The organism is Wolbachia endosymbiont of Tribolium confusum, assembly GCF_020405475.1.
Taxonomy (GTDB): Bacteria; Pseudomonadota; Alphaproteobacteria; order Rickettsiales; family Anaplasmataceae; genus Wolbachia.
This window is the reverse complement of record NZ_JAIZNT010000009.1, coordinates 49178-72907: the sequence shown is the minus strand read 5'-3', so window position 1 is coordinate 72907 and position 23730 is coordinate 49178. Positions and strand designations below refer to the sequence as shown.

The following is a 23730-nucleotide window of genomic DNA, read 5'->3' as shown; positions in this document are numbered from 1 at the left end:
GATAAAAGGCCTAATGAATTTATTAGTTTATTTATGTTTCTTTTCATGTATAAATTTATAGGAAGTTTTATGTAGAAGTTATTTTATGAGCAAAATTATAGAAGTAAGAGCACCAAAAACTCTTGGTGGTGAATCAGTTACGGAAGGTATAGTAAAAATAAAGAAAAATATTGGTGAAGCCGTAAAAGTAGATGACTTGATCTTTGAAATTGAAACTGATAAAACGGCGCTAGAACTAACCGCAGAAGCTTCAGGACAAATAACTGAATTTCTTGTGAAAGAAGATGATGTAATTAGCCCTGATCAGTTACTGGCAAAACTTGCTGTAGGAGAAATAAAAGAAGAAGTGAAAGAAGAAAATAAGGGCGAAAGCGCTGCTAAAAAAGACGCTCCTTCAGCTCGTAAAATCATGGAAGAAAATGCAATTAGTGCAGAAAATGTAAAAGGAACTGGCATGGGAAGCAGAATAACTAAAGCGGATGTGATAGACCATATGAGTAAAGCTGAACAGCCTGCAATGAAACAATATGAACTGCCGAAAAGCGTAGCAAGTGGAGAAAAAAGAGAAGAGCGAGTGAAGATGAGCAAAATAAGGCAAGTAATAGCTGCTCGTTTGAAAGCATCGCAAAATACTGCTGCAATACTGACCACGTTCAATGAAATTGACATGAAAAATGTCATGGATCTCAGGGCAAAGTATAAAGAAACTTTTGAAAAAAAATATGGAATAAAACTGGGTTTCATGTCGTTTTTTATAAAGGCAGCAGTGCAAGCGCTGAAAGAAATTCGTGAGATTAACGCTGAAATTTCAGGTGATGAAATCATATATAAAAATTACTATGATATAGGTGTTGCTGTTGGCACTGATAAAGGTCTTGTTGTACCGATTATTTGCAATGCTGATCAAATGTCATTCGCTGAAATTGAACTAACTTTAGTTGCCCTTGGTAAAAAAGCACGAGAAGGTAAGCTGCAAGTATCGGAAATGGAAGGTGCAACATTTACTATCTCAAACGGTGGCGTATACGGTTCACTTCTTTCTACTCCGATAATAAACCCTCCGCAATCTGGAATACTTGGCATGCACTCAATACAAAATAGACCAGTTGCTGTAGGTAGCTCAATTGAAATCAGACCAATGATGTACATTGCTCTCTCTTACGACCACAGAATAGTTGACGGTAAAGGAGCAGTTACTTTCCTTGTTAAAATAAAAAATTACATAGAAGATCCAAATAGATTAGTTTTAGAAATTTAAGCAGGTTAAAAGCGACAAGTAAGTTTTTCTGAAGTTTTCAAGGTGGGTGTTACAGTTGTACAAACATTTGCAAAGGTAACTTATACGAAAAATGGTCAGTGTTTACTGTACGGACATTGTAATCTATGCCGGCTTTGTTGCATGGCTACTAATGTGAAAGAGTGATGGAAGAGATTTATGAGATAAGTTCGAAAATAGGCATACCGATATCAGAAAATTTGTTAATCAAGTAGCATTTTAAGAGCATCTCTTGAGAGCGGTTTATCTCAGATTTATTCTTAAAACTAAATCCAAATGTTTTTTTGAGTCTAAAGAAAAAACTCTCAATACGTGACCGTATTCCATACCCTGTCTGCCTTTTCCATTGAGTTAAATTGCATCTTTTTCTTATATTAATGTTGTTATTTCTTTCCGAGAAGTGGTCTATATTGTCACAGATTTTTGCATTCTTTCTTGGCTTTATAATTGGTTTCAAATTATATTTATTGCATAATTTATATAAACTTGTTGTATCATAAGCTCCATCTGCACAAAGAGGCTTAATCTGGTTCTGTCGCATTTGTAGGGAAGTAGAAAGAAGAAAGATATAATTGTCTAAAAAAAAGCAAAGATGTTTCGTATCAATTAAAAATTGTTGCCATATTTCAAAGGATTTAGCTTTTCAGCGATGTTATCTGTATACATGATTCTCTTTGAGCTATCGAGATTTGGAAGAAATGATAAGTATAAGGGGAGCGAAATGCTACGTTACAAAGGTGGATTTGTACCACTGATAGATGAGGCAGTAAGGAAAAGAAAGAAGCAGGTTGGTAGTAGTTGAAGAGACTTACATTAAATTAAACGGTAAATGGGTTTATTTATATAGAGCACTATTGGTAATACTGTAGACTTCCTCTTGTGTGTTAGTAGAGACAAGTCTGCAGCACTTGCATTCTTTCGTAAAGCCTTCAGGAGTAACTATCTTCCTGAGAAAATTGTGATTGATAAAAGCGGCAGTAATACTGCTGCTCTTGATGATTTGAATGCGGAAATTTCTGAAGATTACAGTTCTTCAAATAAAATATCTAAATAATATTGTTGATAGGTTTATCAAGAAACGAACAAAGCCTATGCTTAGTTTTAAAAATTTTCATTCCGCAAAGATTACTATTACAGGTATAGAAAATGTTCGTATGATTCAGAAAAAACAAATTATCGGAGCTAATGACAATGTTTCTACTTTTGAGAATTTTGCTATGTTAATGGCTTCATAACTCCTATATTTAATGATCTTCTTTCCTATGGTTTATAGATTCGACAGAACCCAAAAAATTATCGCTTATAGTAGATGAAATGCAATTTTAGTCACAGTAGGTATTTTGATATGCCAAGGCGTGAGGTTTAGAATACAATTCTTTCCTTACTAAAAGCATTGTATTTTAACATTACTTTTACATTCGTAAATTTTTCTGGATTCCAGACTGGGATGATATACTTCTGGTAGATAATGTCAGTATAATTGTAATTGGAATAGAAAGCACTAAGTTTGCAATGCTATCTGAATAGATAAAAGAACTCATTACTCAGTGAAACAAGACTTGAAATTTTGTGCAATGCTGCTGATTATATCTAGATATGCATCCTTTCCAGGCTCTACATCTGATCCAATAGGATCAAGAATCACCATTTTTACGTCACTAGAAAAGACATTAGGCTTTATGCTATCCTCTCGTGAATGAGAAACAATACATTTAACGTTTTCCTCTTTCATTACCTTTTTTAATTTCATTAAACTCTTCATACCTATGTAAGAATCCTCTTCTATAGAAAGAATGGCGCTTGGGTAACTTAAATCAAAATATTTTTCAAAATATTGATAAGCATCGTGAGTAACTATGTATTTTTGATTTTTTAACTCATCCAACTCTTTCGTAATTTTTTCTACTTCTTGGTCTATCTTTCTTATAGCCTCCTCTGCGTTAGTATTGTATCGATAGGCATTTTCTTTATCCATATTAGATAATGTTGCACTGATAGAAAGTATCATACTTTTTGCATTTTCAGGACTCAGCCAAATATGCAAATCTTTTTCATCTTGAATGTGACTAGAAAATGAATGTGGTCGAGCAGGAAGTAGATCGATTGCACTTGATAGCGGTATTAACTTCTTATTTTCTTTAGCGAAAGTTTTAATGAATGTTTCCAAAGAATCATCGATATAAAATATAATATTGCTAGATTCTAATTTACTTGCGTCTGAAGGCCTGAGCATGTAGTTATGCTCAGACACTACTTCGTACATTAGTAGTTCTGGCTTTGAAATTCCATCTGTAACAGAAGCTACAAGTGAGTGTATAGGTTTGATTGTAGCTACAATTTTTAAATTGGATGAAAAGGCACTATTGTAGTATAATGTAAATGAAAGTAATAGAAAAAAAAACAGTAAATGTCTCATATAAATGTTGAGAAGAAGTCAATTTTTGCCAAAAAATCAAGTAGTGTCAATAACTGCATTCTAAAAATAGAAAACCTTACTCTTTCATACGGTAATAAAAAAGTTCTTGATAATATCAACATATCAGTAGAAAGAGGAGATATAGTTACAATACTTGGTCCAAATGGTGGAGGTAAAACCTCTTTAGTGAAAGCAGTTGCTGGTATAAATAAAGGTTTTATTGGCAGTATTGTATTCGCTGACAATATAAAAATTAGCTATATGCCACAAAATTTTAGTATTGGTAATTTGATGCCAATAACAGTTGAGTCTTTCCTTTTCAATAGCTCCTCGAAGAAATTGAAGAAAAATCAACCCATTGTTACAGAAGCAATAGAATTGGTTGGTATCGGTAACATTCTAAAAAATCAAGTATTAGAAATCTCTGCAGGACAAACACAATTACTGCTGCTTGCACGCTGTTTAATTTCAGAATCTGATTTGATCATTTTAGATGAGCCAGTCAGTGCAATGGATATTAACGCACGAGCTAAATTTTATGATATTATAAATAAAATCGCAAAAGAACGATCAGTATCGATTCTCATGACTTCTCATGACCTTAACTCTGCTCTACCATTCTCAGATTACATAATTTGCATAAATAATACTATCTATTATCAAGGTAAACCTGATGAAATTATGGAGATAAATGAAATATTTGGCAGTTACGCAGCGAAATGATTCAAAATATTCTACGTCTTCTGCAAATAACTACAGTGCTAACACGCTACAATGTGTTACCTTATTTACTTCCACCATCAAAAAAATCAATAAATAAAATACAAGGTCATAAACTAAAGCGTGCTCTTGAAAGATTAGGTCCGGTGTTCATTAAATTTGGGCAATCCATTTCATCACGCACTGATATTTTAAATGAGGACATAACAAATAACTTGCTATTGATATGTGATAGATTGCCATCATTTTCGTATAAAATCGCAGTTAAAACTATAGAAAGTGAGTTTAATTGTAAATTAAGCGACATTTTTTCAAGTTTTTCTGAAAAGCCAATTGCAGCAGCATCAATTTCTCAGGTGCATAGAGCAGTTACAATTGAGGGTAAGGAAGTTGCTGTAAAGGTTTTGAGGCCAAATATTGAGAAAACATTCTCAAGGGATATAAAAATGCTTTCTTGGCTTGCAGAAATTGCAGAAAAATTTAGCGAACAATCAAAAAGGCTGAAGCCAGTTGAATTAGTCAAAACTTTTGCTGAAATTTGCCGATTAGAGTTAGATCTACGTTTTGAGGCTGCCCACTCTTCGGAACTGAAGGAAAATACTAAACATGACAGAGGTTTCTACGTACCTGAAATAGATTGGAGTAGAACTTCAAAAAAGGTTTTAACATTAGAGTGGATGGAAGCTATACCAATATACGAAGTTGAAAAGCTGAATAACCGAAAGCAAATAGCTATCAATCTTATAGAATCTTTTTGTAATCAGATATATAGGGATTGTTTTTTTCATGCTGATATGCATCCTGGAAATTTAATGATCGATAGTAATAACAATATTATTGCCCTGGATTGTGGAATCATGGGTAGAATAGATCGTGAGACATGCTATTACGTTATAGAGATACTCAAAGGCTTTTTAAATAGGGATTATGATCACGTTGCAAAAATGCACTTTAGAGCCGGTTATGTTCCATCACAGCATAGAAATTTTGTTACAGCTTGCAGAGCAATAGGTGAGCCCATTGTTGGACAGCCTATACAGAAGATTTCATTTGCTCGATTACTTACTCAGCTACTAAAAATAACTGGTGATTTTGATATGAAAGTTCAAACACAATTATTATTGCTACAGAAAACTATGATCTTATTAGAAGGAACATGTAGAAAAGTCTATCCAGAAATCAATATGTGGAAAGTAGTTGAAACATGGATAAACAGTCAACATGAAAGTAAAATAGGGTATAGGGAAAAAATTAAAAGCTCTTATCCCATCAAAACAATCCAAGGGATATTTAGCCTTATAGAAAAATTAAACCTAATAGCTGACAAAAAATTACAAGTTAAAAATAGATCAAATGGAAAAATCTATTTTTTATTGTGGTCTGTAATTATAATTCTAATTGTTAAAATTCTAATTTCTTGAACTAAAAGATAATAAAAGCAAGTTTACAACAACTATTTAAGTCTTGAAACCACTCAGGTTCACATTCACTCGAATTGTCAAGGTATTTTCAGGATGTATAAAACTTTCAGTAGAGTTTAGAGAAGAACTTAACTCTATCTTAAACTGATAACATTACCAAATTCAGTGCTTGTCACATCACTCAGTACTGTACTTGCTTTATATGAACAGTAGCATCCAATTGTAAGAAAGACAAATGTAGCTACAGCAAGTGGGATACATATTGCTAAACTAGATATTGTTAAACATGCACCAACAGCAAATACTCCAGATAACACAAAAGAGGAAGAAGCATAGTTACTTTGCCTTCTATTGTAAATATTTGCTTCTGAAAGTTTTTTGTTTTTGTTCTTTAAGTCTTGATTTTGAGCTTGAAGTTCTAATCTCTCTTGCCTAAAATCCCTTTCTAACTGTGAAATTTTGTTAGTGTCTCTTGTTTTTTCACTTACGACCCTATTCAGCTCTTGCTCTTTTTCTGTAAGTCGAGCCTTTGTTCTTTCAAGTTCATTTCTAAGGTTTTCAAGTTGACTTTTCTCTCTAGTAAGTTGAGTTACTTGATTAGTGAGAGTGTTAATCCTTGTTTGCTGAGCTGATCTTTCCTGCCTTAAATCCCTTTCTAACTGTGAAATTCTGTTAGTGTCTCTTGTTCTTTCACTTACGACCCTATTCAGCTCTTGCTCTTTTTCTGCAAGTTGAGCGTTTGTTCTTTCAAGTTCACCTTCCAGATTTTCAAGTCGCTGCAATTCTTGAGCAATAAACTCATCGTTTATTTCCGGAGCAACACTATGTGCATTTGCTGAAGACTGTTCTACAGTTGCAGGAAATTTCTCAATTAGATAATTTTTAATAGATTCGATTGGATTATGAATATTCCTCAACGCAGCAGTGACAATTGCATGATTTATGAAACAGTTATCTTTCACTAATTCTTTCACACTATCCAAATCTTTTTTATCAATAGTATCAGTTAATCGCTCTTTAATAGTTCGTTCAATTATTTGCTTTACCCATTGATTTCGTTCTATAGCTGGTATTGGTTTTATTTGACTAAAATCTAGCTCCTTATGTTTTAAAAGTTTAGTCAATACTTCCTCGTTATCTTGTGTTATTCCTTGTAAACATGATTTGATAATCAGGCTAAGTGGTGTTTCTATTTCTCCATTTGAATTTCTTTTCCAACAATTAGGGTTGAGATCTTGATTTAATAGTATTTTTGCTTGGTCAATCTTTCTACCAGAAAGAGCATTCAATAATTCTTTTCCTTTTCGTGCTTTTTCAAATTCTAACTTTATTGTGTCATTAAATCCTCTTGAAATAAGATCTATAGGAACTTTATTTTGACAATTTTTAATATTAATTTTTACATCTGGGTGTGTGAGCAATATTTTCACTATATCTATAGCTGCAGTCTGGCAAGCAATATGTAAGGCAGTATTTCTTTGTATCTCGGATGTTCTTACATTCTCCTTTACACCGTCATATTCGTAATTGAAATATATACGTATACCTTGATCATTGATGTTATCTACAGGTTGACCATTGCTACAATATATATATTGTGACGTTCCCACTTCTGCCACTGTCTCACCACGAAATAAATATAACAGACGCCCAAATCGATCTTTCTTTTGTATTTCTTTATAAACAGGTTGCTTACTTTGAGCGTTAATATTGATACTTCTTTTTTGTATAAGCAATTTAGCCATGTCTTTTAATGCAGTCTGATTATTGCTAGCATTGTAAATGTTAGCAATAGACATCAAAAGTGTCATGCCTTCTTCATTAAACGCATTAACATTTGCACCTTCTGCCAGAGCTTGTTTAAAATCTCCTAGATTTTCATCATCAATAGCTTTAAATAATTTTGTTGTTGATTGTCCTGAAGTTGTTTGATTTTGAGCTCGTAATTCTGTACCATTAACAACCCTTCTTCTAAAATCTACATTACTTCCCGAAAGCATACTAGATTCTCCCCAACCTATAATTTATTGACATAATTATAAAAAAAACAAAGAAATTTGCAAGTAATTTAGTTAAAAATTTTAGAACTAATTATGATTCCAAAAACTTTTCTGTATCAAGTGCAGCCATGCACCCTGTACCTGCTGCAACTACTGCCTGGCGATATACCTTATCTTGAACATCACCAGCAGCAAACACCCCTGCCCTACTGGTTAGAGTTGTTCCAGGTTTCGTAATTATATAACCTTGCTGATCCATTTCAACAAAGCCCTTAAAAATACCTGTATTTGGTGCATGCCCAATTGCAATGAAAACACCATCCACTTTCAATTCCTGGATTTTTTTGGTTTCTGTCGATTTAATTGTAATGCCAGTAACTTTTTTAGGATTTTCCTCTCCAAGAATCTGCTCTACGGTATGATTCCATATTACCTTTATCTTATCATTTTTAAAGAGCCTGTCTTGCATTACTTTCTCTGCTCTTAATTTATCACGCCTATGTATCAGTGTAACTTCTTTAGCAAATCGAGTTAAAAACATTGCCTCTTCAACGGCAGTATTTCCACCACCAATCACAGCTACAACTTTATTTCTAAAAAATGCGCCATCACAAGTTGCACATGCCGAAACTCCGTAACCTTGAAATTTCTTTTCACTCTCCAGGCCAAGCCACTTCGCTTGCGCACCAGCTGCGATTATAATTGCATTCGAATAGTAGTCACTAGCATTACCACAAGATCTAAATCTATACTCATTAGAATCCTCAAGTTGTTCTACACTTTTTATCTCATCGTCTATTATTCTTGCTCCCGCCTTCTCTGCATGCAATCTCTTTTGTTCCATGAGTTCTGGTCCTTGTATAGAAACAAAACCCGGATAGTTTTCAACATCAGTAGTAATCATAAGCTGACCACCAGGTTGCATTCCCGCTACTACAATTGGCTCTAAATTTGCACGTGCTGCATATATAGCAGCAGCATAACCCGCTGCTCCAGATCCAATAATAAGAACTTTTGTACTCAATTTATAATTCTGCACTGTGTGAGTTTAGATAATCAGCCACTCCTTCATCGCTTGCCTGCATTGCTGGCTTGCCTTTTTTCCACCCTGCTGGACATACTTCACCATGCTCTTCATTATGTTTTATTGCATCAATAATTCTAATAAACTCATCGATATTACGCCCTAAAGGTAAATCATTTATCGATTGATGACGCACAACAAATTTATCATCAATAACAAAAGTTGCTCTTAGTGCAATTGAGTCATCATACAAGACCCCATAGTCTCTTGATATAGACTTTTTGATATCAGACACTAAATTGTAGCTAACCTCTCCAATACCACCATCATTAACTGGAGTGTTTCGCCATTTATAGTGTGAAAATTTTGAATCTATACTTATTCCTATCACTTCAACATTACGTTTTGAAAAATCTTCTATTTTGTTGCTAAATGATATCAACTCAGTTGGACAGACAAAAGTAAAATCAAGTGGATAGAAAAAAAGGACAGCATACTTATCCTTTATATGTTTACTTAAACAGAAATCATCAACTATTCTTCCACTAGTAAGAACAGCCGAAGCAGTAAAATCAATAGCGGATTTTGTTACAAGATTCATAACTAACCTATTCGTTCTTAATATTTATAATTTTATACCTTGATACATTTACATGCAAGTTTTCTTTAGCCCCAATCCTATAAAAACTTCCTCTTATGGCTGTAAAAATGTTATGATAAGAGCTAATTTTCATGAGTAGGGAAATACCCAAATATTACTATCTTTCACCTTTTCTCCCTTCAAATTTTTTAACCATTTCTTTTACACTTACATTCGTGGAAGGTAAATTTTTGCTGGCAAGATGGTTGATCGAAGATTTTTTATTCTCTACTGGAAATGAACGAGATTGTTTTCTCTTCACACTGATATCCGTTTGTGTTACTGAAGCAGTTTTGTTTTCAGCAGGCAACACGTTCTTTACTTGATTTCGCTCAAATCTTTCTTTTAATGCCTTTACTTTACTACTCTCGCGAGTCACTTCTTTTTTCATAGCAACTACTAGTACTTTTGGTCCATCAGCTTTTTTTGCTGATTCTTTACCATCTTGATTTTCAGATTTTAGTGGTAGTGTAGGGTTACTCTCAGCTGATTTTTCCACTACTATTTTTTGCTCTGTGCTTACTTTTTCACCTAAATCTTTAGGCTTTGGTGGTACTGCAGGTTTATCTTTTTTCGGTTCTTGTCTAATTTTTTTATTGATAGTAAACATTTTCTCTGGTACTGGTGGTACTCTTGATGGTTTTGGTGGTGCAAGAGATTGAAGTTGTTGTTTCTTCCTATGTTCTCTTTTTGCTTCTATATGTTCTTTAGGAATTGTTGCATAAATCGGCTCCTCTTTAATTGATTGTAGATTACGCAAATCTTTTGTTAAAGATTTACTTTTTTCCTCTTGATAATTTGATATTTCTTCATACTCAGAATCTTCGTTTAACGAACCTCCATAACCTGAATCTTCTCGCTCATATAAGAGATTTTTCTTTTGCTGTCTATTTTCTAAATTTACTCCATATGACCTATATTTATCTTGACTTCTTTCTATTCGCTCTAAATCTGAAATTTTTTGAATAACATCTGTATATTCGATTGCTGTTCTAGCAGTTGAAAGAGGCAATTTATCTTTTATAAAATTACTTATATTCCTAATCGAAACATCTCTTCCTAATATTCTATTGAATATCCTAAGAATTAATGGCTTTTTATTTGCCTTCTTTACACAATTATTCAAGTCATCACGTATAACAAGCTTAGCTACATCTTCTGCCTTATCTGTAAAACCCTCTAAAGCATGAGATAAATCTGTTACTGTTTTATCATATTGTTTCTCTGAATTTCCTAGCTTTATAGCTTTGATCAGAGAATCAAGATTTTTTTTATAATCCTCACTTTTAAATGGATCATTCATACTAATTGTAATATTTTATTAAAATATAGATCTAAAATATTAAAATCTAGTGAATATTACTTTTTTAGTTCATATATAGCTATAGTTATACGGCGATAATGCGTAGCAGAATAACGATTTTGTCATTCTAGTGTCTGCTGTTACCCCTTATCTAGGTGTGTAAAGGTGAAATCTAGTTTCGCTATATGACACAGTCTCATACAAGTATAGTATTTCCCAAAGTAAATGATGAAGGTATAATAAAGTATTTGAGTTATAATGGCATATAGTGTGGATTTAAGGGAAAAAGCAGTATTGATGATAGAAAAAGGGAAGACAAAGGTTGAGATAGCAGAGCTCATGGAGATAGGAATAGCAACTCTGTACCGCTGGTTAAAAAAGAAAGCTGCTGGTGAAAGCCATCTAAAAACGGTAGCTTTATTCGAAAAATAGACCCAAAAATACTCGAAGAATATGTTACAAAGAATCCAGATCATACTCTGGCAGAGATGAAACAAAATCTTGGATTTGGAATAAATTCAATTTGGTATAGACTAAAACAGCTAAAAATTACTTTAAAAAAAAGTCACACTATATCAAGAGCGCAATCAAGAAGATAGGCAGCAATTTATTGATAAAATCTCAAAAATAGACCATTCCAGCATCTTATATATAGATGAAGCAGGAGTTGATAATAAGTTATACCGAGAATATGGACGTGCTCCAAGAGGAAAGAAAATTTATGCAGATATTCCAGCGGGAGAGAATCAGTATAGTAGCCGGGTGGATTGGAATGAGATTTATTGCACCAATGACTTTCAAAGGTGGGTGTGACAAAGAGGTATTCAATATATGGTTGGAGAAGATGTTATTACCTAAATTGCCACTTGGCACAACCATAGTTATGGATAATGCTACATTTCATAAGACCACTAAAACAAAATCATTAATAGAGTCTTTTGGCTGTCATGTGCTGTATCTTCCAACATATTCACCAGATTTGAATCCCATAGAACATTGTTGGCATGCCATCAAAAGCCGCCTCAGACCTCTCATGTATAAATATACAGATTTACAACTTTTGGTTGGTAATACCATAATGGAACTTTATCATCCATTTTAGGAAATACTATAGTATAAAAAAAGAAGATACCACGTATCTTCTTTTTTTACTGTAATTAAAGGCCCATTAGAGATAGATCTGATGATATAGAATATAAATCGAATTGAGTGCTAGATAAATCGTTAATTTTATCAAAGGACTGATCTACTATAAACGATAATTGCTCACTCAATTTTGCATTCTCAAAGCTCCAATCACCTTCTCTACATTGCTTAATGCATGCAGTACGTAGTTCTTCATCACCCAAAGAATCTTTGACACATTTTCTTACGCACTGACTATATGCTTTGTCCGCCTCTTCTTTATTACGATATGCAGCAGCATTTTTTGTATGTTTTAGCATAATATCCTCATTAATTAAAAAATTAGTATAATATTAACATATAATTATCAATTAAATGTTAATTATGGTATATCTTTTTTTTCAGAATAACATAAAAAATCAAACTAAATTTCTCCCTATACCCTGACCAAGTCCACCCAGCATCTGATTGATAGCTAGCCAGCGATCATTTATTGACCTGCCATAAGAAGTGTAGCCACTGCCAAGGTTCTGACCACTCTGCGCACCAAGACCATGTGCACCTATAAGACTCTGCATTCCCCCTAAAGATGACAAGTCCACTGGCACGTAAGTTGTTACCAAGTGCGGTGTTCATTTGATTGCTGACGAACTGCTGATAAGGCCCTTCTTTGTATTGCGACGCTATTTGATTAGATCAATCCTCCGGGGCCACCCTTTCCCACTGCCATTAAGTTAAGGAAATAGGAGTTAAAATTCGACCAAAAATATAAGTAATTTTGTAATGATGACAAATATTATGGTGAACCTTGAGGGAAGTAAAATTCAAGGTACTGAAAAAATAACAACTGTAGGTTATTGAGTGAAAGATGTAACCTCTAACAAAAAGGTATCTTAGGTTCAAAACACATGTTTTCTAGTTCTTTTTTGGTAGTTCAGTGAACGAGTATCAGTTACTTTATTACGCTCGACCTTCCTTCCTTTTCTCACTACTAAAGTATTCATCAAAAATAACTGTGATAATCGATCCATAATGCAGTCTATGTCTGACTCTGTAGAAAAAACATCGAAAGCTAAATTTTTTATTGCATTAAATGAGACAGATTTATTGATGCTTTTCTCGTACTTGCAATTGGCTAGACCCGCGTTCAATGTCTCTTCTATATCCTCTGTCATAATACTTTCTAAGTTGCTAATAAAGATGGTTGACCAAAAATCCTGCTTTATGGTTTCAACACTTTTACCTGTAAAATTTTCTAAACCTAACCTTCCTTTGAGTTTGGAAAAAAATGTTTCTACTCCCCAACGTAAATAATATAACTCTCCAAATTCTTCAACTTTAAACTGCTGTTCTTCTAACAACGATGTAGCCAACACTTCAATCTCGCCAGAAGAAAGAACTATCTTGACCACAATCTAAACTTTATTTTATCAGGTAATCCTAGCTTCCTTAGCTGTCTTGCTACCTTGACAGGTGCGGTTGACACGACTATCGCATCAGATGGACTTTCTGGCTTAAACATAGCATTAATTTCATTAAATGACGAATATGGACAGCAAATTATGTAATTAATACCTCTTTTTTTCTTTAACTTAATGGCAGTGGTAATAATACTCCCAGGTTCACCATTAGAAATTTTCTGGTTTTTCTGTAAATTTTACTTGTGCATATTAAATTATATGATACGAAGCTGGAGATACTGTTTTTTAGGAGGTATTTTATGAGCAGACAGGTTGAAGTTTTTACGGATGAATTATTTGCTGCTATAGAAGAGCATAATCTTTCGAAAGCTGAAGAATGTATTATGACTGCAGCTTATATAGGTATAAGTAAGGTTTTTAATGGTGAAAAATATGGTATGAAACCTATAAGTTTTGCTGTTAAAAAAAATAGCTTAGAGATATTGAATCTTTTAGTTACCAGTGGTGCTAGTATTAATGCTGCTAATAGTGAAGATTCTAGAACTGCCTTGCATGTTGCTGCTGAATATGGAAGAGAAGAAGCAGGACAATTTCTACTTTCTCATCTTGCTGATGTCAATTCACAAGACATAAGGGGTAAGACACCTTTGCACTTAGCATCTTTCAATTGTCGAGTAGGGATGGTAAAACTTCTCATCGAGAATGATGCTAACTATAGCATAAAAGATGTAGATGACAAAACGGCATCTGATGTTATAGGAGACAATCCAGAGCTTATGTGTGAAAACCATATAATAGAAAAAATATTATCTATGTTGCAAGGTGATGTTAGGTTTGATTATAAAGCAATATTACCCACTAGAAATCTTAAAGCGTTAGAAGCTGGCAATACTGCAGATGTGGTAGGTGGCAGTGCAGTCAAACCTACTTCTTTTATTAATAGTATATTTAGTCGGATGGGAGCTTCAACTGCTGCTGCACTCAGTAACTTATTCTACAATGCCCCCCTGCTTTACCTTCTGTTCAGCAATCTATTTTCCACTCAGCAAGCAGTCCTGATAGTTTTTTGAGCAATGAGAACATTGCTTTTGCTAGCTGTGTTGCTGAGGCTATAGACAATACTCCAAGCAAACGCTTTCAGGATTTAACAAGCAAAGGAATAAAAGTTGTATCAGATATCAATATTGCAGTTAGGTTTACGCTTAAGAAATTTGATTCATTTGTAGAGAAGAAAATAAGAGACCTAGATTCAAAAGAATAGGATAGAATACGTACTGAAGTTAAAAGTGCACACTCAGAAATAGTAGAAAGCTTCAGAAGAGGAGTTGAGTTTAGTGGTAATATTGGGTTAGATGACGTTTTAGAAAAGTGCAAGGAGTGCTTTTGTACAAATGTTCTACCAAAGGATAAAGTGTCAACATGTCTTTCTGATATAGGAGTAACTAAGCTTGGAAATAATCTCAGTAGGTAGATCAGGCGGTTCTGTCGAATCTATAAACCATAGGAAAGAAGATCATTAAATATAGGAGTTATGAAGCCATTAACATAGCAAAATTCTCAAAAGTAGAAACATTGTCATTAGCTCCGATAATTTGTTTTTTCTGAATCAGGGAGTGTTAAATAAACTGTGTCAAACCACATTTTTAGCTCAACTGAATTTTCAATCTGTTGGGAAAGAAAATATCGAGCTGAGATATAGTTAATGCCCAATTAGGCAAAGCCATTACCCATTTTTGCTCTACTTTTTTTATAGCACAATATACCTGTTTGTACAAGGCGTTTGTGTTGGTAAATGAGCCCTTGGTTTTGGTGAATTTCCTAATTTGCCTATGTAGCCCCTCTATGGGATTAGTAGTATAGATTATCCTCCTAACTGGATCGGAATACTTAAAATAACCAGATAGGTTTTCCCAATTATTCTGCCAAGATTTTATAACCATAGGGTACTTTGTGCCCCATTTTTCATCTAATTCCAACAGATAATTCTCGGCAATTTCCTTACTTGAAGCTTGATATACCTTCTTTAAATCACTCAAAAAACTCTTTGCATCTTTACTAGCTACATACTTCAGTGAGTTACGTATCTGATGCACTATACACATCTGCACTTCTGCATTAGGGAACACACCGTTTATTGCTGCAGGAAAGCTTTTTAGCCCATCTACACATGCAATTAGAATATCTTCCACTCCTCTCTCTTTGAGATCATTTAGTACTCCCAACCAGAAGTTAGCTCCTTCACTTTCAGCTAAATAAAAACCTAATACTTCTTTTCTGCCATTTTGATCTATACCTAATATATTATACATACATTTACTTACACAATGCCCGTCCTCCTTGACTTTAAAAAATATTCCGTCCATGAAAACTATCGGATATACAGACTGCAGCGGACGACTACGCCATTCGTTGATTACTGGTAGCAGTTTGTCAGTAATACTTGATATCTCTGCCGCCGATATTTTGTGATCGTAAATTTCCTCAATATGTGACGCTATATCTCTGTATCCCATGCCACTGGCAAATGTGCTTAAGACCTTTGCTTCAAGTTCTGGATGTAGGCTTGTTTGTCTTTTTCTAACTATTTGGGGTTCAAAGCTTCCTTCCCTGTCTCTAGGTGTTAACAACTCAAATGAGCCTCCACTCGTGCGTAAAGTTTTTGCGTTTCTCCCATTTCTTCGGTTATTTTCTTCACTTTTAGCTGACATGTGGCTTTCTATTTCACCTTCCAGACTTGCCTCTAGCAACCTTTTTATAAACGGTGTTAATGCTCCATCTCTTCCCGTCAGCGGCCTTCCTTCTCTTATCGATGATAGAATATTTGCTTCCAGTTCTTTATAGTCTACCAAACCGGTAGTTCTGTTTACTTGACTCATGTCAAACCTCCATTTTTTTATATCAATTATATTTTTATTTCTTGGTTTGACACAGTTTATTTAACACTCCCGGAAGATCTGCAGATTGATGTTGATCATTGGCTGAGTTCTTACAATGAGACAAGGCCTCTTTCAGGCAAATATTGCTTTGGCAAAACTCCTATGCAAACTTTTCTTGATAGCAAACAAATTGCTTTTCAGAAAAATATTAGTAACATTAAACAAAAGACTGATATTAGTTTTAACTACCTCAATTCTTCTGTCAGTTAATTCTTACCTGTCAGATTAAGTTGTGTCTAGTACACATTAACCATTACTAAACAAAAAGCCTTGATCTGGAGTAGAATGTTTAAAAACAGAAACATCACAAAGATCTCTCTTAGACTGAGAGTTTTCTTTAGCATGTTTGGGTCGTTTAAATATTTCAGTGTCTGCATCTATATCCTTCTCAGCATAATCATATAAAAGCTGCAGTAACTTTCCACCAGCTTTAATAGCAATTTCAATAGTCGTATTTTTATCATTACCATCTAGAGAGTAGTTTAAGCTTGGTTTGAAACCATGTTTGTTTTTTGACTCCAATAATTCTTCTATCTTTTTGAGTAATTTATCTGACTTATCCGTATCCTTTTCATTTGATGCTTCTTTTATCTTTTGAAATAAATTGTAATCCTGTCGAAATTTTTGAGAAAATTTTTCTTTGCCTTCTTTATTTTCCTTGTTAATAGATAGCTTTTATACAACCAATATTAATATTTGGATCAGCAAGCAGAAGATTAGCCACTTCGAAATATCTACAAGGGAGTGTTCAATTGTATTAAATAAGAGTCTGATATTAGTTTTCAATTCTTCTATCAGTTAATTCATTCCCGTCAGATTAAGTTGTGTTTAGCACAATTTGTTCCACTGCTCTTCATCTAAAATTTCCACACCCAATTCCATTGCTTTTTTATATTTTGAACCTGGATCTTCTCCTGCAATTAAATAGTCAGTTTTAGTAGAAAGGCTTGAACTGATCTTTGCCCCTAAAACTTTAGCTCTTACTTTTGCCTCCCCTCTGCTCATAGCACGTAGCTTACCAGTAAACACTATAATTTTGTTATTCAAAAAAGAATCGCTAGAGTTGGAGCTCACGGGAAGAATTTGCAGATATGCAGTAAGATCATTTAACATTTTAATGTTACGTTCCTGAGAAAAAAAAGATTTTAAAGATTCAGCTACTTTTTCTCCTATACCATCTATACCTACCAACTCAACATCATTTGATGACATCGAATTATACCAGTTATCATAAGATACATAATAATTTGCGAGCAATTCTGCTGCAACTTGGCCGATAAATCTGATACCCAAAGAAAATATGAACCTATCTAGAGTGATTACTCTTCTGTTTTGTATAGCACTTAATAGATTAGCTATTGACTTCTCGCCCCAACCATGATGCTCTTTTAAGGAAAACTCTTTTAATCTTTCCTCTAAAATAAAAATGTCTGGAATTTGTCTTATTAGGCTAAGATCATAAAAAAACTTTATTTGTTTTTCACCAAGGCCAACAATGTCAAATGCATCTTTTGACACAAAATGTTTTAGTTTTTCTACTATTTGAGCCTTGCAATTAAATTCTTCAGGACATCTTACTGCCACTCCTTCAATCTGCACTTTACTACCACATTCAGGACATATGTCAGGAAAAACAAATTCAGGCATATTTGTATGACGAGAACCTTCATCTACTTTGACAATTTGAGGAATTACATCCCCAGCCCTTTTAATTGTTACAACATCTCCCTCTCTTATATCTTTACGTTTTATCTCATCTTGGTTATGTAGACTTGCTCTGCTAACTAATACTCCACCAATATTGACTGGTACTAAATCTGCAACTGGAGTTAAAACCCCCGTTCTACCCACCTGTATAAATATTTTATTTAACTTTGTCTTCGCATAAATCGCAGAAAACTTATATGCAAGTGCTGAGCGTGGCGCTTTGTGTGTACTTCCCAGACGACTTTGTAGCACCAAATCATTCACTTTATAGACTATCCCATCGATATCATAATCCAAGTTATAACGACAATCATAGATCTCGTTATAGAACTTTAGCATTCCATTCAAACTACTTGTTAAGGAACGATGCTCATTTACGCAAAAACCAAATTTCTCAAGCTTTTCTAGTATCTCACTTTGACTTTTCTCTATTCCACCAATTAAAGAATAAGCAAAATATCTAAGAGGCCTTTTTGCTGTAATGTTCGCATTCAATTGCTTTAAAGAACCAGCAGCTGCATTTCGAGGATTAGCGAATTCATTATTTTCATTTAACTTTAGAAAGTCACTGTTACTGATATATATTTCACCTCTTACTTCTAGTCTTCCTTGCACATCTTGCAAAAACTTAGGAAAGCCTTTTATTGTTGCAACATTGTGAGTAACATCCTCTCCTACAAAACCGTCACCTCGAGTTGCAGCTTTAACAAATTTCCCATCTTCATAAATTGCAGAAAATGACAATCCATCAATTTTTGGCTCACATAATATCTTTATTTCGTCTTCAATTAAAAACCTCTTTATTTTAGACAAAAACTTCTCTACACCTTGTTCATCGTAAGCATTTTCAAGAGAAAGCATAGGTTCTTGATGTTCCACCTTAGAAAACCTCTCATCAGGGGGAGCGCCAACACTATCTTGTGTTGCATAACCTTGTGGAAGTTGTGCCTCTATTGAAGCTAACTTTTTCTTCAGTTCATCATATTCAGCATCACTTATCTCTGGCTTACTTTTTTGATAATATAAAATATTATGATAATTAATTTGATTTTGCAGTTTTTCTCTCATCTTTTCCAAGTCAGTCATGATACCAATATAATGCTCTTTGTAGTCAAGTCATGAATTTTTTTTAAAGGGTGCTATAAATTTATACTACTACCCTGAAAAGCCATCATGCTAACGTTAATATAATATTTATATTTAAATACTAATATTAGTATTATTTTCAAATTAAGGAGTATATTATGAGAAAATACGATTACAAAAATTGGAGCGATCAACCAAGCTCTGAACCTTTAGCATATGGTGTGAGTGATACATTAGGAGGCTGGTTTGGCGTAGATAAAGCAGCAAAAAAAGCTGCAGAACAAGTAATATCTAAAATGGGTAATGACTTAAAACTAGAAGCTAGAAAAGCAGCTCAAGATGAAGTAAAAAAAATTGAAGGAAAAATGCTGACTTTAGCTGAAGATAAAGCTAATAGAGTAGCTAACCAAAAAGCTAATGAAATAGAAAAAAAATATTGAATTCGATTGATAAGACAGTAAAGTCAGTAGAAGCAAATGCTGAAAAAGCAGCGAAAAATGCAGCTGAAAAAGCAATAAAAAAAGTAGGACCAGAAGTTACAGATTTGCTAAAGCCAGAAATAAAAACTCAGGTAGAAGAAGCAGTAAAAAAATACACTGAAGAAAAAATTGAAAGTCTTATCAAACCTGAAATCACAAGCAAAATAGATGATTTTCTCACTGAACAAAGTGAAAAATCAAGCAAACTTTTAAAATATGAAATGAATAAGTTAATCGAAAATGCACATAGGGATTTGGATACAAGAATAGACAAGATTGAATGCGAACTCATAGAAGCAAAATCTGAGGTTTTAAAGACTGCTGCAAATAGTTTGAATGAGAGTGCAGACTTATTGTTTTCTGCTGCACGAGATGGAACATGTGAAAACCAAGATTTAGTGTATTTTTAATCATGAAAGGGGTTTTATGGGCAAAATTTAAAAAACCCATAAAACCCTTAGCTAAATCAAGAGAAAATATACTATATAGAATTACTTTGTTAAATATTCTCTACTCCCAGGTTTCGTTATGGGTAATTGTTTTAACTCACTTGGCAGTTCTTTCTCGCTATAGTTTTGAATGTTCAGTTCAATCAAAGATATAATAGAAAAAGGTAGTTTTGTTTCACTACTTCTCTTTATCAAAGAAGCTTCAGCAACAACTTTACCCCCCTTCTCTTCTGCACATTTTACTGCTTCAAGTGAAGATTTACCTGTGGTAATCACATCTTCAATTAGTAATATCTTCTCACCTTGTTTAATCTCAAACCCACGGCGTAACTCAAACTTACCATTAACACGCTCACAAAAAATTGTTCTCATTCCAAGCTGTCTACCAATCTCATAACCCACAATTATTCCACCAATTGCAGGAGATAGTATTAAGTCTATGGGTTCAACAAGCTCTTTTCTTATTTTATTTGCCAATAGCTCACAAACCTTCATCGCTCTGCTTGGATTTTCAAAAATTTTAGCGCATTGTATGTAAGTGTTGCTGTGCAGCCCTGACGAGAGTACAAAATGTCCGTGCAAAATCGCACCAGCCTCTTCAAACTCTTTTATTATCGGATTGTCTAGTATCATTCTAAGTTTTACATTCTTTATTAATTATCTGCGTTACACAGACATCAGACCAAACATTTATTGCAGTTTCAAACATATCAATGATTGTATAAATAGGTAAAATCAGCCCCATAATGTACAAAGGAACGTTCATTGATACCAGATAACTAGTTGCCATAAAATAGCACCCCATCGGCACTCCAGCGTTGCCAATTGCAGCTCCTGTAGCTAAGAAAATCCATATGAACATCTCACTTAAGGAAAATGTGTGCCCATTCATCTCCGCAACAAACATCACTGTGATTAAAATAAATGCAGCACACGCATTCATATTGACTGTTGTGCATATTGGTAGAATAAAAGACGATAATTTTTTTGGTACCTTTAGCTGATTTTGCACACAGTCTATGGTTGTCGGTAGTGTCGCACTGGATGATTTAGAAAAAAACGCAAGTGTGAGTGCTGGCATAACTCCCTTCATCGTCTGAATTGGTGATATACCTTTATACCACATGAGTAGTGGCAAAATCACAAATGCTTGCACGAAATTTGCAGACATTATGCAAGCAAAATACCAAAAAAGACTATGGAATTCGCTGCCACCTTTTAACTCGTATAAAAAACATGTGATAAAAGACCATACAGCAAGAGGAATAAACTTTAATAACCCTTGAGCAATTTTAAGAAGTGTATCAAACAGTGCAGAGAATATTTGGTGTAATATATCCTGTTTTTCTTTTGAGAGCGAAACAATAGCTCCACCCATCAAAAAAGCAATCAATATGCTGCCAATAACGTTATTTTCAAGAAAAACTTGCACAAAATTTGATGGAATGAGTGATTTTAAGTATGAAAAGTAATTGTGATTGCTATCACTGACACTCTCTATCGTATTACTTATGAAATTTTTTCTTACTGGATCCACGAGTAAATAGAAAGATAGCGCAACAAATGCAGCTATAATGGTTGTAAGCAGCGTATAAAATAGTGTTTTCTTAAGTAAGACTTTAATTTCAATCGAGTCTTTAAGCCCGGAAATTGTGGACACGATAGATAGAAAAACTAAAGGTAAGCTAATCAATTTCAACAGACTGATGAATATATCGCTAAATAGCTTTGCAACTTCAAATATCACTTCATTGTTTAAATAGTAAGCAACGACTGCAAGCAATATAGAAAAGAGTATTGCAAGTTTGCGCATCGAAAATAAGACCTCAAAACCGTATTATACAATAATTTTTGGAATTAGGTCAAAATAACCGGAAGCAGCTATCCACCCAAAACCCTTATCTCCCACTCAAGTTCAATGTTAAATTTATCTTTTACTGCATCTTTTACTCTGTTGCCAAGGTTTTCTAAGTCAAATGCAGTTGCATTATTGTAATTGAGCAGAAAATTACAATGTTTCTTAGAAATTTTAGCTCTACCGTTATTTAATCCTCGGCAGCCGGACTCATCAATCAGTTTCCATGCCTTGCAGCCTACTGGATTTTTAAATATGCATCCAGCAGTTTTTCCTCTTACTGGTTGGCTTTTATTTTTTTTATCAATAACTTCCTTCAACCTTTGCAATATAAGCTCATACTCTGAACTTACTCCTTTAAATTCAGCTTCAATAAAAATCCACCTGCCTTTTAGACTGTGTCCACGATAAAAATATCCCATTTCTTCGCTGGAGAATTCATATAAATTTCCATCTTCTAAATTTACTGCTCTTATCGACTGTACAACACTTGCAATATCACTACCATATGCACCTGCATTCATTTCTATTCCACCGCCAACTGTTCCTGGAATTCCAGCAAGAAACTCAAGTCCGCTAATTTCTTGTTCCCCTGCAAAGTATGCAAGGTTACTAAGCAGCGCGGCACCACCCGCAATTATGGAGCTATTATCTTTACATTTAATATACGCAAATTCCTTACCTAATTTTACCGTTATTCCTCGAATGCCACTATCTTGCACTATTATGTTAGATGTTGCACCGATAATGCTAATTGGTAACTCAGTATCTTTTATCAAGCACATTAGATCTTCAACGTCATGTGGCTTAAACAGTACATCAGCTTGACCACCAACATTTAACCATGTCGTTTTAGACATTAAAACATTGTATCGATAGATTCCACGTACTTTAGGTAAGCTTATAAGCATTTTGATTTTAACTCTAATCCTGCATCCATACCCATTTTTTCTGCATCTTCTACAAACGAAGTGCGCTCAGTAAAGTATATACCTCTCTCGTCGGCTAACATACAGTAAAGATGCAGCATGTTTTCACTCACATATTCTGCCAAGGCTGCAAGCGGCGTAAAGCATGAACCATTTACTGTCTTCATGAAACTGCGCTCTGATTTTGCCCTTATAAAAGACATATTATTATTAATTTTCTCTAAAAGATCGATAACTTTTACATCATTCTTTCGACATTGAATGCAAATCGCCCCCTGCCCTACCGCGCTTAACATGACTTTTGGTGGTAATACCTCTTTAATTAAGTGATGTTTTTTTAATCTTATCAGTCCTGCTTCAGCTAGAATTATTCCGTCAAAATTTTGATTCTCCAGTCTAGTTGTCACATTTCCGCGCAGTGGCACTATATTTAAGTCTGGCCTAAAATTTAACAACTGAACTTTTCTCCTTATTGAAGAAGTTGCAATCATAGCCTGCTGTGGCAAATATTTTAGGCTTTCATATTTATGAGAAACAAATGCATCACATGGACTTAACCTCTCTAAAACACAAGGAATTGCCAAATCCTTCGAGAAAAATGCAGGCACATCTTTCAGCGAATGAACTGCCATATCTATATTATTCTCAAGTAGTTCGGCCTCAATTTCTCTGAGAAAAAGTCCTTTACCTCCCATTTCAGCAAGGTTTACATTAGCATATTTATCACCAGAAGTTTTTATTTTAATGATCTCGATAGATAGATTAGGAAAAGATTCCAACAATTTTTGTTTTGCTTCCAAAGCTTGAGCAACCGCAAGAATGCTTCCTCTGGTGCCTATTTTAACTAGCATACATTTTACTTCATATTGTATGTCTATATTCTAGCCCATTTTTTATTATCTCCAATTTAGTTATTGAATATTCTATAATAAGCATATAGTAT

The 23730-nt window shown here is 34.1% G+C and carries 25 protein-coding genes and 3 pseudogenes; 12 read left to right on the top strand and 16 right to left on the bottom strand.

From position 1 onward, the window contains the following. Positions 1–85 precede the first annotated feature (85 nt). Complete coding sequence (gene odhB / locus LEM02_RS06155; protein WP_226080652.1) at positions 86–1258, top strand: 2-oxoglutarate dehydrogenase complex dihydrolipoyllysine-residue succinyltransferase; 1173 nt, start codon at positions 86–88, stop codon at positions 1256–1258. A 175-nt stretch (positions 1259–1433) separates the two neighbouring features. Here odhB and LEM02_RS06150 read toward each other — a convergent pair whose 3' ends face one another. Then, on the bottom strand, positions 1434–1817 hold the full coding sequence (locus LEM02_RS06150; RefSeq protein ID WP_226080276.1) for a transposase: 384 nt from the start codon (positions 1815–1817) through the stop codon (positions 1434–1436). A gap of 108 nt (positions 1818–1925) precedes the next feature. On the opposite strand from LEM02_RS06150, the pseudogene LEM02_RS06145 reads away from it, so the two are divergent. After that, positions 1926–2511 (top strand): annotated as a pseudogene (locus LEM02_RS06145) (IS6 family transposase). A 305-nt stretch (positions 2512–2816) separates the two neighbouring features. On the opposite strand, the gene LEM02_RS06140 reads toward LEM02_RS06145, so the two are convergent. Continuing rightward, positions 2817–3692 carry a zinc ABC transporter substrate-binding protein gene (locus tag LEM02_RS06140; protein ID WP_226080649.1) on the bottom strand — a complete coding sequence of 292 codons (876 nt, stop codon included), beginning with the start codon at positions 3690–3692 and terminating at the stop codon, positions 2817–2819. Here LEM02_RS06140 and LEM02_RS06135 point away from each other — a divergent pair. Then, on the top strand, positions 3684–4415 hold the full coding sequence (locus LEM02_RS06135; RefSeq protein ID WP_226080647.1) for a metal ABC transporter ATP-binding protein: 732 nt from the start codon (positions 3684–3686) through the stop codon (positions 4413–4415). The genes LEM02_RS06140 and LEM02_RS06135 overlap by 9 nt on opposite strands. Then, complete coding sequence (ubiB, locus tag LEM02_RS06130) at positions 4412–5833, top strand: 2-polyprenylphenol 6-hydroxylase (RefSeq protein ID WP_226080645.1); 1422 nt, start codon at positions 4412–4414, stop codon at positions 5831–5833. Before LEM02_RS06135 ends, ubiB begins: the two co-directional genes overlap by 4 nt. A 134-nt stretch (positions 5834–5967) precedes the next feature. Here ubiB and LEM02_RS06125 read toward each other — a convergent pair whose 3' ends face one another. From LEM02_RS06125 to LEM02_RS06110, 4 genes are all read right to left on the bottom strand, one after another. Continuing rightward, positions 5968–7833 (bottom strand): TomO hydrophobic C-terminal domain-containing protein, encoded by a 1866-nt coding sequence (locus LEM02_RS06125; protein ID WP_226080643.1) that lies wholly within the window; start codon positions 7831–7833, stop codon positions 5968–5970. 91 nt (positions 7834–7924) lie between these two features. Beyond that, entirely contained in the window at positions 7925–8872 is a 948-nt protein-coding gene (trxB, locus tag LEM02_RS06120; protein ID WP_226080641.1) for a thioredoxin-disulfide reductase, read from the bottom strand. Continuing rightward, entirely contained in the window at positions 8859–9458 is a 600-nt protein-coding gene (locus tag LEM02_RS06115) for a peroxiredoxin (protein ID WP_226080638.1), read from the bottom strand. The genes trxB and LEM02_RS06115 overlap by 14 nt, the downstream gene beginning before the upstream one ends. A gap of 157 nt (positions 9459–9615) precedes the next feature. Further along, a complete protein-coding gene (locus LEM02_RS06110) occupies positions 9616–10800 on the bottom strand; it encodes a hypothetical protein (protein ID WP_226080637.1) in 1185 nt (394 codons plus the stop codon). 258 nt (positions 10801–11058) lie between these two features. Between LEM02_RS06110 and LEM02_RS06730 the strand changes: the two genes are divergently transcribed. From LEM02_RS06730 to LEM02_RS06100, 3 genes are all read left to right on the top strand, one after another. Then, positions 11059–11232: a transposase gene (locus LEM02_RS06730; RefSeq protein WP_255586179.1), complete on the top strand. Its 174-nt coding sequence runs from the start codon at positions 11059–11061 to the stop codon at positions 11230–11232. After that, positions 11220–11399, top strand: a complete 180-nt coding sequence (locus LEM02_RS06830) for an IS630 transposase-related protein (protein ID WP_319606739.1) — start codon at positions 11220–11222, stop codon at positions 11397–11399. Before LEM02_RS06730 ends, LEM02_RS06830 begins: the two co-directional genes overlap by 13 nt. Positions 11400–11491: 92 nt before the next feature. Then, a complete protein-coding gene (locus tag LEM02_RS06100; RefSeq protein ID WP_226080634.1) occupies positions 11492–11902 on the top strand; it encodes a transposase in 411 nt (136 codons plus the stop codon). 55 nt (positions 11903–11957) lie between these two features. Here the strand turns inward: LEM02_RS06100 and LEM02_RS06095 are convergent, their stop codons facing one another. The 3 genes and pseudogenes from LEM02_RS06095 to LEM02_RS06085 all read right to left on the bottom strand — a co-directional run. Then, a complete protein-coding gene (locus LEM02_RS06095; RefSeq protein WP_226080627.1) occupies positions 11958–12245 on the bottom strand; it encodes a hypothetical protein in 288 nt (95 codons plus the stop codon). A 99-nt stretch (positions 12246–12344) separates the two neighbouring features. Then, positions 12345–12503 carry a hypothetical protein gene (locus tag LEM02_RS06090; RefSeq protein WP_226080625.1) on the bottom strand — a complete coding sequence of 53 codons (159 nt, stop codon included), beginning with the start codon at positions 12501–12503 and terminating at the stop codon, positions 12345–12347. Positions 12504–12824: 321 nt separating this feature from the next. Beyond that, positions 12825–13504 (bottom strand): annotated as a pseudogene (locus tag LEM02_RS06085) (transposase); the annotation flags it as partial. 141 nt (positions 13505–13645) lie between these two features. Here LEM02_RS06085 and LEM02_RS06080 point away from each other — a divergent pair. Together LEM02_RS06080 and LEM02_RS06075 are read left to right on the top strand one after the other, a co-directional pair. Next, entirely contained in the window at positions 13646–14416 is a 771-nt protein-coding gene (locus LEM02_RS06080) for an ankyrin repeat domain-containing protein (RefSeq protein ID WP_226080623.1), read from the top strand. Further along, a complete protein-coding gene (locus tag LEM02_RS06075; RefSeq protein ID WP_226080621.1) occupies positions 14413–14607 on the top strand; it encodes a hypothetical protein in 195 nt (64 codons plus the stop codon). Before LEM02_RS06080 ends, LEM02_RS06075 begins: the two co-directional genes overlap by 4 nt. 382 nt (positions 14608–14989) lie before the next feature. Here LEM02_RS06075 and LEM02_RS06070 read toward each other — a convergent pair whose 3' ends face one another. Next, a complete protein-coding gene (locus LEM02_RS06070) occupies positions 14990–16222 on the bottom strand; it encodes an IS256 family transposase (RefSeq protein WP_226079221.1) in 1233 nt (410 codons plus the stop codon). 54 nt (positions 16223–16276) lie between these two features. Here LEM02_RS06070 and LEM02_RS06065 point away from each other — a divergent pair. Next, positions 16277–16492, top strand: a pseudogene (locus tag LEM02_RS06065) (IS481 family transposase); the annotation flags it as partial. Between the two features lie 36 nt (positions 16493–16528). On the opposite strand, the gene LEM02_RS06060 reads toward LEM02_RS06065, so the two are convergent. Both LEM02_RS06060 and ligA read right to left on the bottom strand, forming a co-directional pair. Then, positions 16529–16804, bottom strand: a complete 276-nt coding sequence (locus tag LEM02_RS06060) for a hypothetical protein (protein WP_226080619.1) — start codon at positions 16802–16804, stop codon at positions 16529–16531. A gap of 306 nt (positions 16805–17110) precedes the next feature. Next, positions 17111–19075 (bottom strand): NAD-dependent DNA ligase LigA, encoded by a 1965-nt coding sequence (gene ligA, locus LEM02_RS06055; RefSeq protein ID WP_226080616.1) that lies wholly within the window; start codon positions 19073–19075, stop codon positions 17111–17113. Between the two features lie 158 nt (positions 19076–19233). Here ligA and LEM02_RS06050 point away from each other — a divergent pair, with 158 nt between their 5' ends. Then, entirely contained in the window at positions 19234–19515 is a 282-nt protein-coding gene (locus LEM02_RS06050; protein ID WP_226080613.1) for a hypothetical protein, read from the top strand. Further along, on the top strand, positions 19512–19964 hold the full coding sequence (locus LEM02_RS06045; protein ID WP_226080609.1) for a hypothetical protein: 453 nt from the start codon (positions 19512–19514) through the stop codon (positions 19962–19964). Before LEM02_RS06050 ends, LEM02_RS06045 begins: the two co-directional genes overlap by 4 nt. Positions 19965–20045: 81 nt before the next feature. On the opposite strand, the gene pyrE is transcribed toward LEM02_RS06045, so the two are convergent. The 4 genes from pyrE to hemC form a co-directional block, all read right to left on the bottom strand. Next, on the bottom strand, positions 20046–20636 hold the full coding sequence (gene pyrE, locus LEM02_RS06040; RefSeq protein WP_226080607.1) for an orotate phosphoribosyltransferase: 591 nt from the start codon (positions 20634–20636) through the stop codon (positions 20046–20048). Between the two features lies 1 nt (position 20637). After that, on the bottom strand, positions 20638–21816 hold the full coding sequence (locus LEM02_RS06035) for a dicarboxylate/amino acid:cation symporter (protein WP_226080603.1): 1179 nt from the start codon (positions 21814–21816) through the stop codon (positions 20638–20640). 68 nt (positions 21817–21884) lie between these two features. Further along, positions 21885–22769 carry a UDP-N-acetylmuramate dehydrogenase gene (gene murB / locus LEM02_RS06030; protein WP_226080600.1) on the bottom strand — a complete coding sequence of 295 codons (885 nt, stop codon included), beginning with the start codon at positions 22767–22769 and terminating at the stop codon, positions 21885–21887. After that, positions 22760–23638: a hydroxymethylbilane synthase gene (gene hemC, locus LEM02_RS06025; protein ID WP_226080597.1), complete on the bottom strand. Its 879-nt coding sequence runs from the start codon at positions 23636–23638 to the stop codon at positions 22760–22762. The genes murB and hemC overlap by 10 nt, the downstream gene beginning before the upstream one ends. Positions 23639–23730 lie beyond the last annotated feature (92 nt).

Excerpts from the sequence above, each read along its gene's own strand:
- odhB (WP_226080652.1), top strand. The coding sequence starts at position 86 with ATGAGCAAAATTATAGAAGTAAGAGCACCAAAAACTCTTGGTGGTGAA.
- LEM02_RS06150 (WP_226080276.1), bottom strand. The coding sequence starts at position 1,817 with ATGCGACAGAACCAGATTAAGCCTCTTTGTGCAGATGGAGCTTATGAT.
- LEM02_RS06135 (WP_226080647.1), top strand. The coding sequence starts at position 3,684 with ATGTCTCATATAAATGTTGAGAAGAAGTCAATTTTTGCCAAAAAATCA.
- LEM02_RS06140 (WP_226080649.1), bottom strand. The coding sequence starts at position 3,692 with ATGAGACATTTACTGTTTTTTTTTCTATTACTTTCATTTACATTATAC.
- ubiB (WP_226080645.1), top strand. The coding sequence starts at position 4,412 with ATGATTCAAAATATTCTACGTCTTCTGCAAATAACTACAGTGCTAACA.
- LEM02_RS06125 (WP_226080643.1), bottom strand. The coding sequence starts at position 7,833 with ATGCTTTCGGGAAGTAATGTAGATTTTAGAAGAAGGGTTGTTAATGGT.
- LEM02_RS06115 (WP_226080638.1), bottom strand. The coding sequence starts at position 9,458 with ATGAATCTTGTAACAAAATCCGCTATTGATTTTACTGCTTCGGCTGTT.
- LEM02_RS06110 (WP_226080637.1), bottom strand. The coding sequence starts at position 10,800 with ATGAATGATCCATTTAAAAGTGAGGATTATAAAAAAAATCTTGATTCT.
- LEM02_RS06730 (WP_255586179.1), top strand. The coding sequence starts at position 11,059 with ATGGCATATAGTGTGGATTTAAGGGAAAAAGCAGTATTGATGATAGAA.
- LEM02_RS06100 (WP_226080634.1), top strand. The coding sequence starts at position 11,492 with ATGGACGTGCTCCAAGAGGAAAGAAAATTTATGCAGATATTCCAGCGG.
- LEM02_RS06095 (WP_226080627.1), bottom strand. The coding sequence starts at position 12,245 with ATGCTAAAACATACAAAAAATGCTGCTGCATATCGTAATAAAGAAGAG.
- LEM02_RS06090 (WP_226080625.1), bottom strand. The coding sequence starts at position 12,503 with ATGCAGAGTCTTATAGGTGCACATGGTCTTGGTGCGCAGAGTGGTCAG.
- LEM02_RS06080 (WP_226080623.1), top strand. The coding sequence starts at position 13,646 with ATGAGCAGACAGGTTGAAGTTTTTACGGATGAATTATTTGCTGCTATA.
- LEM02_RS06070 (WP_226079221.1), bottom strand. The coding sequence starts at position 16,222 with ATGAGTCAAGTAAACAGAACTACCGGTTTGGTAGACTATAAAGAACTG.
- ligA (WP_226080616.1), bottom strand. The coding sequence starts at position 19,075 with ATGACTGACTTGGAAAAGATGAGAGAAAAACTGCAAAATCAAATTAAT.
- LEM02_RS06050 (WP_226080613.1), top strand. The coding sequence starts at position 19,234 with ATGAGAAAATACGATTACAAAAATTGGAGCGATCAACCAAGCTCTGAA.
- pyrE (WP_226080607.1), bottom strand. The coding sequence starts at position 20,636 with ATGATACTAGACAATCCGATAATAAAAGAGTTTGAAGAGGCTGGTGCG.
- LEM02_RS06035 (WP_226080603.1), bottom strand. The coding sequence starts at position 21,816 with ATGCGCAAACTTGCAATACTCTTTTCTATATTGCTTGCAGTCGTTGCT.
- murB (WP_226080600.1), bottom strand. The coding sequence starts at position 22,769 with ATGCTTATAAGCTTACCTAAAGTACGTGGAATCTATCGATACAATGTT.
- hemC (WP_226080597.1), bottom strand. The coding sequence starts at position 23,638 with ATGCTAGTTAAAATAGGCACCAGAGGAAGCATTCTTGCGGTTGCTCAA.